This window comes from Actinomadura sp. 9N215, assembly GCF_044326345.1.
Taxonomy (GTDB): domain Bacteria; phylum Actinomycetota; class Actinomycetes; order Streptosporangiales; family Streptosporangiaceae; genus Spirillospora.
The window spans coordinates 72,604-85,812 of sequence record NZ_JBIRBA010000017.1; the positions used below are offsets into that span (position 1 = coordinate 72,604).

A 13,209-nucleotide genomic window follows, 5' to 3' on the forward strand; every position below is an offset into this window, starting at 1 on the left:
CCGGAAACGGCGGAGGGCCGCCGCCCGCGCGATGCGGGTGACGGCCCTCTGCGTGTCGTGCGTTACCGGTTGTACTGGCCGAAGTCGTACTCCTCCAGCGGGACGGCCTCGCCGGAGCCCTGCCCGAAGGCGTACTCGGCGCCGTCGTCGTAGGAGCCGACGGAGTACACCGCCGCCTTCGCCTCCTCGGTCGGCTCGACCCGGACGTTGCGGTACTGCGGCATGCCGGTACCGGCCGGGATGAGCTTGCCGATGATGACGTTCTCCTTGAGGCCGAGCAGCGGGTCGCTCTTGGCGTGCATCGCGGCCTCGGTGAGCACCCGGGTCGTCTCCTGGAAGGACGCCGCCGACAGCCACGACTCGGTCGCGAGCGAGGCCTTGGTGATGCCCATCAGGACCGGACGGCCGGCGGCGGGGACCCCGCCCTCGGCGACGACGTTCCGGTTCGTCTCCTCGAAGATCGGACGCTCCACCAGGTCACCCGGGAGCAGCGAGGTGTCGCCCGACTCGAGGATGTTCACCCGCTTCAGCATCTGGCGGACGATGATCTCGATGTGCTTGTCGTGGATCGACACGCCCTGCGACCGGTACACCTCCTGCACCTCCTGGACGAGGTGCAGCTGCACGGCGCGCGGGCCGAGGATGCGCAGCACCTCGTGCGGGTTGATCGCACCCGCGATGAGCTGCTGGCCGACGCCCACGGACTCGCCCTCCTTGACCAGGAGGCGGGACCGCATCGGAATCGGGTAGGCGATCTCGTCGGAGCCGTCGTCCGGGACGATGACGACCTTGCGGGCCTTCTCCGTCTCGTCGATCTTGACGCGGCCGGCGACCTCGCTGATCGGCGCCACACCCTTCGGGATGCGGGCCTCGAACAGCTCCTGCACGCGCGGCAGGCCGTGCGTGATGTCGCCGCCCGCCACACCGCCGGTGTGGAAGGTCCGCATGGTGAGCTGCGTGCCGGGCTCGCCGATGGACTGCGCGGCGATGATGCCGACGGCCTCGCCGACGTCCACCCGCTTGCCGGTGGCCAGCGAACGGCCGTAGCAGGCGGCGCAGACACCGATCTTGGCCTCGCAGACCAGGGCGCTGCGGGTGCGGACGCGGTCCACGCCGGCCTCGACCAGGCGGGACACGACCGCGTCGGACAGGTCGGTGTCGGCCGGGAAGATGACCGTCCCGTCGACGACGACGTCCTCGGCGATGGTGCGGCCCACCAGGCTGGTCTCCGACGTGGCCAGCTTCACCAGCGTGCCGTCGGCCAGCTTCTCGGCGACCTCGAACGGGATCGTGCGGTCGGTGCCGCAGTCCTCCTCGCGGACGATCACGTCCTGTGCGACGTCCACCAGGCGCCGGGTCAGGTAACCCGAGTCGGCGGTGCGCAGCGCGGTGTCGGCGAGGCCCTTCCGGGCGCCGTGCGTCGAGATGAAGTACTCGACGACCGACAGCCCCTCACGGAACGACGACTTGATCGGACGCGGGATCGTCTCGCCCTTCGGGTTGGAGACCAGCCCGCGCATGCCGGCGATCTGGCGGAGCTGCAGCGGGTTGCCGCGGGCGCCCGACTGGATCATCATCCAGATCGGGTTGGCCCTCGGGAACGCCTTCTCCATGTCCACCGCGACGTCCGCGGTGGCCTTGTTCCAGATCTCGATGAGCTCCTGCTTGCGCTCGTCGTCGGTGATCAGGCCGCGGTTGAACTCCCGCTGCACCTTGTCGGCGCGCTGCTCGTAGCCGCCCAGGATCTCCTGCTTGTTCGGCGGCGTGATGACGTCGTCGATCGCGATCGTGACGCCGGACCTGGTCGCCCAGTGGAACCCGGTGCTCTTCAGCGCGTCCAGCGCGTTGGCGACGGCGACCTTCGGGTACGTCTCCGCCAGCTCGTTGACGATCGCCGAGAGCTGCTTCTTGCCGATCTCGTCGTCGACGAACGGGAAGTCGTCCGGCAGCGTCTCGTTGAAGATGGCGCGGCCGAGCGTCGTCTCCAGCCGGTACGGCTGGCCGGGGTCGTAGCCCTCCGGCGCGATCCACTCGCGCGGCGGCGGGACGTCCTTCAGCCGGATCTGGATCTTGGCCTGGAGGTCCAGCTCGTTCCGGTCGTAGGCCATGATCGCCTCGGCGACCGAGCCGAACGCGCGGCCCTCGCCCTCCGCGCCGTCCTTCTGCGTCGTCAGCCAGTACAGGCCGATGACCATGTCCTGGGTGGGCATGGTGACGGGCTTGCCGTCGGACGGCTTCAGGATGTTGTTCGTCGACAGCATCAGGATCCGCGCCTCGGCCTGCGCCTCGGCGGACAGCGGCAGGTGCACGGCCATCTGGTCGCCGTCGAAGTCCGCGTTGAACGCGGTGCAGACGAGCGGGTGGATCTGGATGGCCTTGCCCTCGACCAGCTGCGGCTCGAACGCCTGGATGCCGAGACGGTGCAGGGTCGGCGCCCGGTTCAGCAGCACCGGGTGCTCGGTGATGACCTCTTCGAGGACGTCCCACACCACGGGGCGGGCGCGCTCGACCATGCGCTTCGCGGACTTGATGTTCTGCGCGTGGTTGAGGTCGACCAGCCGCTTCATCACGAACGGCTTGAACAGCTCCAGCGCCATCTGCTTGGGCAGGCCGCACTCGTGCAGCTTCAGCTGCGGGCCGACGACGATGACCGAACGGCCCGAGTAGTCGACGCGCTTGCCCAGCAGGTTCTGCCGGAACCGGCCCTGCTTGCCCTTCAGCATGTCGGACAGCGACTTCAGCGGACGGTTGCCGGGCCCGGTGACCGGACGGCCGCGGCGGCCGTTGTCGAACAGCGCGTCGACGGCCTCCTGCAGCATCCGCTTCTCGTTGTTCACGATGATCTCGGGCGCGCCGAGGTCGAGCAGCCGCTTGAGCCGGTTGTTCCGGTTGATGACCCGGCGGTACAGGTCGTTCAGGTCGGACGTCGCGAAACGTCCGCCGTCCAGCTGCACCATCGGACGCAGGTCCGGCGGGATGACCGGGATGCAGTCCAGCACCATGCCGAGCGGGCTGTTGCGGGTGTTGAGGAACGCCGAGACGACCTTCAGCCGCTTCAGCGCGCGGGCCTTCTTCTGGCCCTTGCCGGTGCGGATCGTGTCGCGCAGGCGCTCGGCCTCGGCGTCGAGGTCGAAGTTCTGGAGCCGCGCCTGGATGGCCGCGGCGCCCATGCCGCCCTCGAAGTACTTGCCGAACCGGTCGCGCATCTCGCGGTAGAGCAGCTCGTCGCCCTCAAGGTCCTGGACCTTGAGGTTCTTGAAGCGGCTCCACACCTCGTCGAGACGGTCGAGTTCGCGCTGCGCGCGGTCGCGCAGCTGCTTCATCTCCCGCTCGGCGCCGTCGCGCACCTTGCGCTTCTGGTCGGCCTTCGCGCCGGCCTCCTCCAGCTCGCCGAGGTCGCCCTCCAGCTTCTGCTGGCGCGCCTCGACCTGCGCGTCGCGGGCCTGCTCGATCTGCTGGCGCTCCACGGAGATGTGGGCCTCCAGCGTCGGCAGGTCGCGGTCGCGCCGCTCGGCGTCCACACTGGTGATCATGTAGGCCGCGAAGTAGATGATCTTTTCGAGATCCTTCGGGGCCAGGTCCAGCAGGTAGCCGAGCCGGGACGGGACGCCCTTGAAGTACCAGATGTGCGTGACCGGCGCGGCCAGCTCGATGTGGCCCATCCGCTCACGGCGCACCTTGGCCCGGGTCACCTCGACGCCACAGCGCTCACAGATGATGCCCTTGAACCGGACGCGCTTGTACTTGCCGCAGTAGCACTCCCAGTCGCGGGTCGGACCGAAGATCTTCTCGCAGAAGAGCCCGTCCTTCTCCGGCTTCAGGGTGCGGTAGTTGATCGTCTCCGGCTTCTTGACCTCGCCATGCGACCACTGGCGGATGTCGTCAGCGGTCGCCAGGCCGATGCGTAGCTCGTCGAAGAAGTTGACGTCAAGCAACAGATTTCCCCTTGAGTTGATCAGACCTCTTCGACACTGCTCGGCTCACGCCGGGACAGGTCGATGCCGAGCTCCTCCGCCGCGCGGAAGACGTCCTCGTCGGTGTCGCGCATCTCGATGGACATGCCGTCGCTGGAGAGCACCTCGACGTTGAGGCACAGCGACTGCATCTCCTTGATGAGCACCTTGAAGGACTCGGGAATGCCGGGCTCGGGGATGTTCTCGCCCTTGACGATGGCCTCGTACACCTTCACGCGGCCGAGGACGTCGTCGGACTTGATGGTCAGAAGCTCCTGCAGGGCGTAGGCGGCGCCGTACGCCTCCAGCGCCCACACCTCCATCTCACCGAAACGCTGGCCGCCGAACTGCGCCTTACCGCCGAGCGGCTGCTGGGTGATCATGGAGTACGGACCGGTCGAGCGCGCGTGGATCTTGTCGTCGACCAGGTGCAGCAGCTTAAGGATGTAGATGTAGCCGACCGAGATCGGGTCGCGGTAGGGCTCGCCGGTGCGGCCGTCGAACAGCTTCGCCTTGCCGCCGGGACCGACCATGCGCTTCCCGTCGCGGTTCGGCAGGGTGCTCTCCAGCAGGCCGGTGACGTCGTCCTCACGGGCGCCGTCGAACACCGGCGTGGCGGCGTTCGTCCACGGCGGCGCCTCGGACGCGCCGATGGCGTTGAGCGCCTTCTTCCAGTCCTGATCGTCGCCCTCGACCTTCCAGCCGCGGGACGCGACCCAGCCGAGGTGGGTCTCCAGGACCTGGCCCACGTTCATGCGCCCGGGGACGCCGAGCGGGTTCAGGACGATGTCGACCGCGGTGCCGTCCTCAAGGAACGGCATGTCCTCGACGGGGAGCACCTTGGAGATGACGCCCTTGTTGCCGTGCCGGCCCGCCAGCTTGTCGCCGTCGGTGATCTTGCGCTTCTGCGCGACGTACACCCGGACCAGCTCGTTCACGCCGGGCGGGAGCTCGTCGCCCTCGTCGCGGGAGAACACCCGGACGCCGATGACCTTGCCCTGCTCGCCGTGCGGCACCTTCAGCGACGTGTCCCGCACCTCGCGGGCCTTCTCGCCGAAGATCGCGCGGAGCAGCCGCTCCTCCGGGGTCAGCTCCGTCTCGCCCTTCGGCGTGACCTTGCCGACCAGGATGTCGCCGGGGACGACGTCCGCGCCGATGCGGATGATGCCGCGCTCGTCGAGGTCGGCGAGGACCTCCTCGGAGACGTTCGGGATGTCCCGGGTGATCTCCTCGGGGCCGAGCTTGGTGTCGCGGGCGTCGACCTCGTGCTCCTCGATGTGGATCGAGGACAGGACGTCGTCCTGCACCAGGCGCTGGCTGAGGATGATCGCGTCCTCGTAGTTGTGGCCCTCCCACGGCATGAACGCCACGAGGAGGTTCTTGCCGAGCGCCATCTCGCCGTCGTCGGTGCAGGGGCCGTCCGCGATGACCTGGCCCAGCTCGACCCGCGCGCCCTCGTCCACGATCGGCTTCTGGTTGAAGCAGGTGCCCTGGTTCGACCGCTTGAACTTGGAGACGCGGTAGGTCGTCCTGGTGCCGTCGTCGTTCATGACGGTCACGTAGTCGGCGGAGACCTCCTCGACGACGCCGGCCTTCTCGGCCGTGATGACGTCGCCGGCGTCGGTCGCCGCGCGGTACTCCATGCCGGTGCCGACCAGCGGCGCCTCGCTGCGCAGCAGCGGGACGGACTGGCGCTGCATGTTGGAGCCCATCAGCGCGCGGTTCGCGTCGTCGTGCTCCAGGAACGGGATCATCGCGGTGGCGACCGAGGTCATCTGCCGCGCCGAGACGTCCATGTACTGGACCTCGCGGGCGGGGACCAGCTCGACCTCGCCGCCCTTGCGGCGGACCAGGATGCGGTCGTCGACGAAGGTGCCGTCGTCGTTGAGCAGGGAGTTGGCCTGCGCGATGACGTAACGGTCCTCCTCGTCGGCGGTGAGGTAGTCGATGTCCTCCTGGACGACGCCCTCGGTGACCCGCCGGTACGGGGTCTCGACGAACCCGAACGGGTTCACCCGGCCGAACGCGGCGAGCGAGCCGATCAGGCCGATGTTCGGGCCTTCCGGCGTCTCGATCGGGCACATGCGGCCGTAGTGCGACGGGTGGACGTCGCGGACCTCCATGCCCGCCCGCTCACGGGACAGGCCGCCGGGGCCGAGCGCGTTCAGGCGACGCTTGTGCGTCAGCCCGGCCAGCGGGTTGGTCTGGTCCATGAACTGGGACAGCTGGCTGGTGCCGAAGAACTCCTTGATGGAGGCGACGACCGGCCGGATGTTGATCAGCGTCTGCGGCGTGATCGCCTCGACGTCCTGGGTGGTCATCCGCTCGCGGACGACGCGCTCCATCCGGGCCAGGCCGAGCCGGACCTGGTTCTGGATGAGCTCGCCGACCGTGCGCAGCCGCCGGTTGCCGAAGTGGTCGATGTCGTCGACCTCGATCGGCACCGGGACGGCGCCGAGGGTCGCCTCCTCCTCACCGGCGTGCAGCCGGACGAGGTACTCGATCGTCCCGACGATGTCGTCCTCGGTGAGGGTGCCCTGGTTCATGTCCAGGTCGAGGCCCAGCTTCTTGTTGATCTTGTAGCGGCCGACCTTGGCGACGTCGTAGCGCTTCGGGTTGAAGTACAGGTTCTCCAGGAGCGTCTGCGCCGACTCGCGCGTGGGCGGCTCGCCCGGGCGCAGCTTGCGGTAGATGTCGAGGAGCGCGTCGTCCTGGCCTGAGGTGTGGTCCTTCTCCAGGGTCACGTTGATCGACTCGTAGGAGCCGAAGCGCTCGCGGATGCGGGCCTCGTCCCAGCCGAGCGCCTTGAGCAGCACCGTGACGGGCTGCTTGCGCTTGCGGTCGATGCGCACGCCGACGTTGTCGCGCTTGTCGATCTCGAACTCGAGCCACGCGCCGCGGCTCGGGATGACCCGGCAACCGTAGATGTCCTTGTCGGAGGCCTTGTCGAGCGCGCGGTCGAAGTACACGCCCGGCGACCGGACGAGCTGGGAGACGACGACGCGTTCGGTGCCGTTGATGATGAACGTGCCCTTCGGGCTCATGAGCGGGAAATCGCCCATGAACACCGTCTGGCTCTTGATCTCGCCCGTGGTGTTGTTGATGAACTCCGCCGTGACGAACATCGGGGCGGAGTAGGTCATGTCCTTGTCCTTGCACTCCTCGACGGAGTACTTGGGCGGCTCGAACCGGTGGTCGCGGAACGACAGCGACATGGTTCCGGAGAAGTCCTCGATCGGGCTGATCTCTTCGAAGATCTCCTCCAGCCCCGACTGGGTCGGGACGCTCTTACTTCCGGCCTTCTGGGCCGCCTCGACCCGGGCCTTCCACCTCTCGTTGCCCAGCAGCCAGTCGAAAGAGTTGGTCTGCAGAGCAAGGAGGTCCGGGACTTCGAGCGGCTCCTTGATGCGCGCGAAGGAGACGCGGTTCGGACCGGTTGCGGTATTCGAGGCGTTGCGCGAGGCTGCCAAGAGTGGTCCTTCCGAGGGCTCGCGGCGTAACTGGTGACACGCACGCCAGACGATCCACGTCCGAGACCTGCACAGAGAGGTCCTATACGGACCGGGGCAGGGGTTCTCTCACACGCGGATAGTCAGAGGGCAGCGCAAAGGGGCAGTGTAGCCGACATGCCACACCGCTCGCAACTCTAGCGCCGCAGTATGCATCACGTTGCCATGGAGCATCGCCCCTCAGCGCCTTTCAGTCAAGAGCGGACTTGGACTTTTCGGGCTCTGACCTGCAGTGAGGAAAGACACGTTTAGCCCAGGGGGAACGCCCCCCTGGACGCGGGTCTGACCCGTCCTCCTGCGGCTATGAGATGACGGTGAGTTCGGAGGCCAGCCACTTGCCGTCCTTCTTCACCATCGTCAGCCTGATGCGGAGCGGCTCGGGCAGGCGCTGCTGCTTGTCGGCCTTGGTGGCGGACGAGCGGTTCGCGTAGACGAGGGCGACGACCTTGTCGGGCGTGGCGTCCACGACGCCGACCTTCATGACGGTGGTCGTCGAGACGGCCTGCTGCTGGACGGCTACCGTCCTGAGCTGCTGGGCGAGCTTGTCGTAGTCGGTGCGGAGCTTGCCGGTCGTCGTGGCGGACGCGGACTTCAGGTCGGCGTCCAGCGTCTGGAAGTCGTACGACGACAGCTTCTGCGCCGCGCGGGACGCGGCGAACGAGGCCTCCTTGCTCGCCGTCTCGGTCGCGTTCTGCTCGCGGACCTTCAGGGCGAGGACGGTGGTGCCGGTGCCGAACGCGATCGCCAGGACGGCCAGGACGGCGATGACCATCGTGAGGCTTCCCGAACGGAACCTGCCGCGAGGCTCGAACCTCGTGGTCTTTGTGGTCCTCGTAGTCCTCGTGGCCTTCGGCTCGTCGGTGGCTTCGTCCGCGGCTTCGTCGGCGGTCGCGGAGGCGACCTCCGGGGGCGCTGAGTCTTCTTCTGACGGGTTGTCGCCGTCGGGCGTGTCTTCGGAGCCCTTCAGGTCGTCTTGAGACTTCTGGAGGGATTTGGCGGCTTTCTCGGTCTCTTCGGGCTGCTCGTCGGATTCTTCGGCCTCGGCGGCGGCCTCCTCCGCGGCGAGCTGCGCGAGCCGTGCGGCCTCGCGGGCCTTGGCCGCGGCCTCCTCGGCGAGACGGGCGGCCTCGGCGGCCTCCTCCGCCTTGGTCGCCTTGTCCTTCGCGTTCTTCTCGGAATTCGCGTTCTTCTCAGAATCGGAGCGCTTGCCCCGGCCGAGCATCGTCACGGGACAACCTCCAGTCCGGACACGAGCCATCGATCGTCGACCCGCGTGAGGTCCATCTGGTAGCGATAGCCCTGGGGCGTGCCGTTCTTCACCTTGTCGTTGGTGACGGTGCCGTTCAGGGAGACCATCACTTCGGCAGAGTCGTCGTCGATGGAGACCAGTGCGGCGTCTACGTCGCTGACCGTCGACGTGGCCTTGTGCTTGGTGACCTGGTCCATGAAGGCCTTCGACTGTGACGCCAGCTTGTTCTTCAGGTCACCGGTGGTGCCGTCCACGATGCGGTCGAGGTCGCGCTGGGCGGTGGTCGCGCTCAGCGACATCAGGTTGACGCCCATCTGCCTCGCCGACTGCGTCGCCTTGGCCTTCTGGTCGGCCTCGTCCCGGTTCTGGAGGGTGACCACGCCGAGCCAGCCGGACGCGACGGCCAGGGCGATCACGACGGCGCTCAGGGCGATGACGATCGCCAGAGCCTGGCGGCGCCTCATTGGCTCAGCGGTCCGAGAAGGAGCCACTTCCACGAGGATTCCTCTCCCAACTGACGGGTACCGGCGCTGCGGGGCATGACGTATCGCTTGCCGTCGGGGCCGTAGACCGCACCGGTCGTTGGATCGTATCCAGCGAACTCGACTGAGTCGGCCGGATACGACAGGTAGAGCCGTCCGTCGGACAACTGGCCGGTCGGGGCCGCCGCGGTCTTGGTGCCGCCGGTGTTCTCGGTGGTGTTCTTGCCCGAGCCCTTGGCCTCGGACTTGCCGTCGTCGTTCCCGGTGGCGCCGCCTTCGGGGAATCCGGCGCCCGCGGTCGCGCCCGGCGGGACCTGCGGGTACGGGGCGACGGCGTCGCGCGGGAAGTTGCGGGTGCCGCGCACGCCCGTGGGCGCGTCGTGCGGGGCCTTGCAGCCAGCGTCGAGGCGCGGCTTCTTCTTCGATGTGTCCTGCGGCCACCGGTGCTTGGTCTTCTCGTAGCCCTCGGTGCACGCGGGCGGCGCGTCGATGTTCAGCGCGAGACCCAGGTGCTGGGTTCCGTCGCCGGGGTTGACGGTGGACGCGCCCGCGACCGTCACCGGGTACAGGATGAACAGCGAACGCAGTCCCGCCTTGCGCGACGAGATGATCTGGCCGGTGGTGGTGAGGTTCGCCAAGAAGACGGGCAGTGTGGGCGCCAGTTGATCGATGGCTTTGTGGGTTTCGTCGACGGTGCCCGGTGCGCCTTCAATGGTCTTGCGGAGGGCCGGGTCGTCATTGCGCAAGGACGTGGTCAGATCGTTCAGGTTGCGGGCGAAACCCTGGATGTTCGCGGCCTGGCCGCGCTGGGTGTCCAGGACGGTCACGCTGTTGTCCAAGAGCCGCTTGGTGTCCGGGTAGGCGGCGTCGGCGGTCTTCAGGAGGCGGTCGGTGTCGTCCAGGATCGACTGGAGGTCCTCGGCGGAGCCGGAGAACGCCTTGTCCAGCTCGTCCACGATGACGCCGAGGTCCTTGGTGTTCACCGAGCCGACCAGCGAGTCGACGTTGCGGAGCAGCTCGGCGGTCGACACGGGCAGCGTGGTGCGGGTCCGCGGGATCGTGTACGGGTCGCCCTCGTCCAGGTAGGGGCCGCTCTTCTTGGTGGGCTCCAGGTCGATGTACTGCTCGCCGACCGCCGATCTGTTGGCGACGACCGCCTTCGTCCCGTCGCGTGGGATCCGCTTGCCCCGTTCGAGGAGGAGCTTGACGCGGATGCCGTCCTCGGTGAGTTCGAGCGGCCCGACCCGTCCGACCGGGACGCCCCGGTAGGTGACCTCGGCGTTGGTGAACACGCCACCGGAGTCGGTGAGGTCGACGTAGGCGGTGTACTCCTTGCCGAGCAGGCCGCGGCCGACGCCGATGTAGTTCACCGACACGATCGTCACGCCGACGGCGGTGATGACCGCGAAGGCGATCAGCTGGAGGATGACGCCGCGTTTGAGGATCACGGGTTGCCCCCCTTCTTCGTGCCGGACGGTGCCTTCGTCGGCGCCGGAGTGGTCGCCCCCGGAACCCCCGGAGCCCCCGGCATGCCGGGGAGACCGGGGAGGCCCGGCAGGCCGCCGCCGGAGCCGGTGTCGCCCGGCATCGGCGGCAGGACGCCCAGCGGGGTGTCGGGCAGCGTGACGTTCGGCACCTGGAGCATGGTGCGCATCTCCTGGCCGGTGCCGAGCAGGCCCTCCAGGTCGGTGCCGCCGAGCAGGTTCTGGGCGATGGCCTCAAGATCCAGGTCAAGGGACAGCCGGACGTTGCCGTAGTCGCCCTCGATCGTGTTCCCGAACGTCGCGGGGAACGGGAACGTGATCAGCGACTCCAGCGACTTCGGCAGGTCGGAGCCCGCCTTGTTGAGGTTCCGCAGGATCTTGTCGAGGCTCTGGAGGTTCGCGAGCAGGTCGGCCTTCGACTGGTCGATCACGGAGGTGGTGGTGCGGCTGAGCTTGTTCAGCGCGACCAGCATCTTCGTCAGGTCGGCGCGGTTGCGGTCGAGGACGGCGATCGCCGGGCCAGTCTTGTCGACGGTGTCCTGGATCGTCTTGCGCTCGTCCGACAGCTTGCCGGTCAGCCGGTCGATGCTGTCCAGCGCGCGGGTGATCGCGGCGCGGTTGCGGTCCAGCGTCCCGGCGAACGTGTCGACCTGGTGGAGCACCGACCTGATCGTGGGTTCGCGGCCGCGCATCGCGGCCTGGAGCTCGTGGCTGATCGTGGAGACCTGCTCAAGGCCGCCGCCGTTCAGCAGCAGCGACATCGCCGACAGCACCTCTTCGATCTCGGTGCCCTGGGTCGTGCGGTTCAGCGGGATCAGGTCGCCGGACGCCAGTTCCCCGGACGGGGTCTCGTTCTTCGGCGGCTCGATCTGCACGAACTTCTCGCCGAGGAGGCTGGTCTGGCCGATCGTGGCGACGGCGTTGTCGGGCAGCTCGACGTCGCCGCGCATCTTGACGGTGATGACGGCGTGCCAGCCGCGCCGTCCACCCGGCCCGCCAGGCCCGCCTTGTCCGCCGCCTCCGCCGGCGAGCTCGATCTTGTCGACCTTGCCGACCGAGACGTCGTTGACCTTGACCGCGGACTGCGGGACGAGGTCCAGCACGTTCGCGAACTCGATCTTCACGGTCTTCGGGTTCGAGCCGAGGTCGGGGCCGCCAGGCAGCGGCAGGGACTCCACGCCGGTGAACGAGCAGCCCGACAGGGCCACCGCGCCCGCCGCGGCCGCCGCGACGCCGAACAGCCGGGCCCGCCGTGTCGTGGTCATCGGCCACCTCCGGGCAGAAGCGCGGTGACGTCCTTCGGCTTGCCTGCGTTGCCGTTCCCGTTCGTGGTGTTCGACTTGGGCGGGCCCTGCGGGCCGTAGGCGTCCGGTGGGATCGGGACGGGCTCGTAATGCGTGGTCAGCGCCGTGATCCAGGACAGGTCGAGGCTGAAGCCCGTCAGCGCCTTGCCGATGCCGTTGATCGGAGTGAGGAAGTCCAGGCACTGCTTCGCGGGCGCGCCCACGGAGTAGGCGAGCGAGCAGAGCCAGTCGGCGAGGTCGTGGAACTGGCGGAAGTTGTCGCGGGTGTGGATGGTGCCGCTGATCGGGTCGTACGCGCGGGCCAGGTTGTTGATCGCGAGCGGGCCCGCGGTGAGGATCTCGGCGAGCGAGTCCTTCTCCTTCACCAGCACGCCGGTGATCTGGGCGAGCTGCCGGACGTTCGCGGCCAGCTCCGTCCGGTTGTCCTTGACGAACCGCTGCACGTTCCGCAGCGTCGGCGCGAGGGTGTTGAGGGCCGCGCTGAGCTCCTCCTTCTCCCCCGCGAGCTGCCCGGACACGCCGTTGAGGTGCCCGGTGAACGACTTGATCTGCTGGTCGTTCGCCTTCATCGCGTCGGTGATGATCCGCAGGTTCCTGATCGTCGCGGCGACGTCGCCGCGGTCGGTGCTGAGCGTGCTGAGCGCCTTGGACGCGTCCGCGATCGTCTGCCGGATGTCGTCGCCCTGCCCGTTCAGGTTCGCCGCGCCGACCTGCAGCAGCCGCGACAGCGAGCCCTCCTGACCGCCCGGGCCCGGCGCGTTCGCGCCCTGCGGGCCCAGGGCCTTGGACAGGTCGTTCAGGCTGCCGCCGACCTCGTCCACCTCGACCGGGACGGCGGTGCGGCTCGTCGTCAGCGTCGCCCCGTCGGCGAGGACGCCGCCGCCTTTGTAGACGGGCGTGAGCTGGATGTAGCGGTCCGCGACCAGGGTCTGGTTGATGATGACGGCCTGCGCGTTCGCGGGCACCTTGTACTTGGCGTCGTACTTCAGCTCGACCTTCACCGAGTCGCCGACCGGCTCCACGCTCGTGACCTCGCCGACCGGGATGCCGAGGATGCGGACGTCCGCGCCCTTGTACAGCCCGACGGTCTTGGTGAAGTACGCCGTCAGATGACGCTGCTCCGGCCCCTGCAACAGCAGCGTGACCGCGGCCGCCAGCAACGCGACGGCGAGGACCGCGCCGCCGAGGCGAAGGATGGTTGCGGAGTTGCGCACTGGGACCTGCCTGC

7 protein-coding genes are annotated in these 13,209 nt (G+C 68.4%); all 7 read right to left on the bottom strand.

What is annotated here, in order from left to right; translation table 11 throughout:
• Positions 1–62: 62 nt before the first annotated feature.
• The 7 genes from ACH34T_RS26355 to ACH34T_RS26385 all read right to left on the bottom strand — a co-directional run bounded on the left by ACH34T_RS26355 (position 63) and on the right by ACH34T_RS26385 (position 13,195).
• Entirely contained in the window at positions 63–3,935 is a 3,873-nt protein-coding gene (locus ACH34T_RS26355; RefSeq protein WP_396023596.1) for a DNA-directed RNA polymerase subunit beta', read from the bottom strand.
• Between the two features lie 20 nt (positions 3,936–3,955).
• A complete protein-coding gene (gene rpoB, locus ACH34T_RS26360) occupies positions 3,956–7,423 on the bottom strand; it encodes a DNA-directed RNA polymerase subunit beta (protein WP_396023597.1) in 3,468 nt (1,155 codons plus the stop codon).
• 340 nt (positions 7,424–7,763) lie between these two features.
• Positions 7,764–8,690, bottom strand: a complete 927-nt coding sequence (locus ACH34T_RS26365; protein WP_396023598.1) for a hypothetical protein — start codon at positions 8,688–8,690, stop codon at positions 7,764–7,766.
• On the bottom strand, positions 8,687–9,175 hold the full coding sequence (locus tag ACH34T_RS26370) for a hypothetical protein (RefSeq protein ID WP_396023599.1): 489 nt from the start codon (positions 9,173–9,175) through the stop codon (positions 8,687–8,689). Before ACH34T_RS26370 ends, ACH34T_RS26365 begins: the two co-directional genes overlap by 4 nt.
• On the bottom strand, positions 9,172–10,641 hold the full coding sequence (locus ACH34T_RS26375; RefSeq protein WP_396023600.1) for an MCE family protein: 1,470 nt from the start codon (positions 10,639–10,641) through the stop codon (positions 9,172–9,174). The genes ACH34T_RS26370 and ACH34T_RS26375 overlap by 4 nt, the downstream gene beginning before the upstream one ends.
• Positions 10,638–11,942, bottom strand: a complete 1,305-nt coding sequence (locus ACH34T_RS26380) for an MCE family protein (protein WP_396023601.1) — start codon at positions 11,940–11,942, stop codon at positions 10,638–10,640. Before ACH34T_RS26380 ends, ACH34T_RS26375 begins: the two co-directional genes overlap by 4 nt.
• Positions 11,939–13,195, bottom strand: a complete 1,257-nt coding sequence (locus tag ACH34T_RS26385; RefSeq protein ID WP_396023602.1) for an MCE family protein — start codon at positions 13,193–13,195, stop codon at positions 11,939–11,941. Before ACH34T_RS26385 ends, ACH34T_RS26380 begins: the two co-directional genes overlap by 4 nt.
• Positions 13,196–13,209 lie beyond the last annotated feature (14 nt).

Bases quoted from the DNA above. Each gene is read 5' to 3' on its own strand.
- ACH34T_RS26370 (WP_396023599.1), bottom strand. From the start codon at position 9,175: ATGAGGCGCCGCCAGGCTCTGGCGATCGTCATCGCCCTGAGCGCCGTC.
- ACH34T_RS26380 (WP_396023601.1), bottom strand. From the start codon at position 11,942: ATGACCACGACACGGCGGGCCCGGCTGTTCGGCGTCGCGGCGGCCGCG.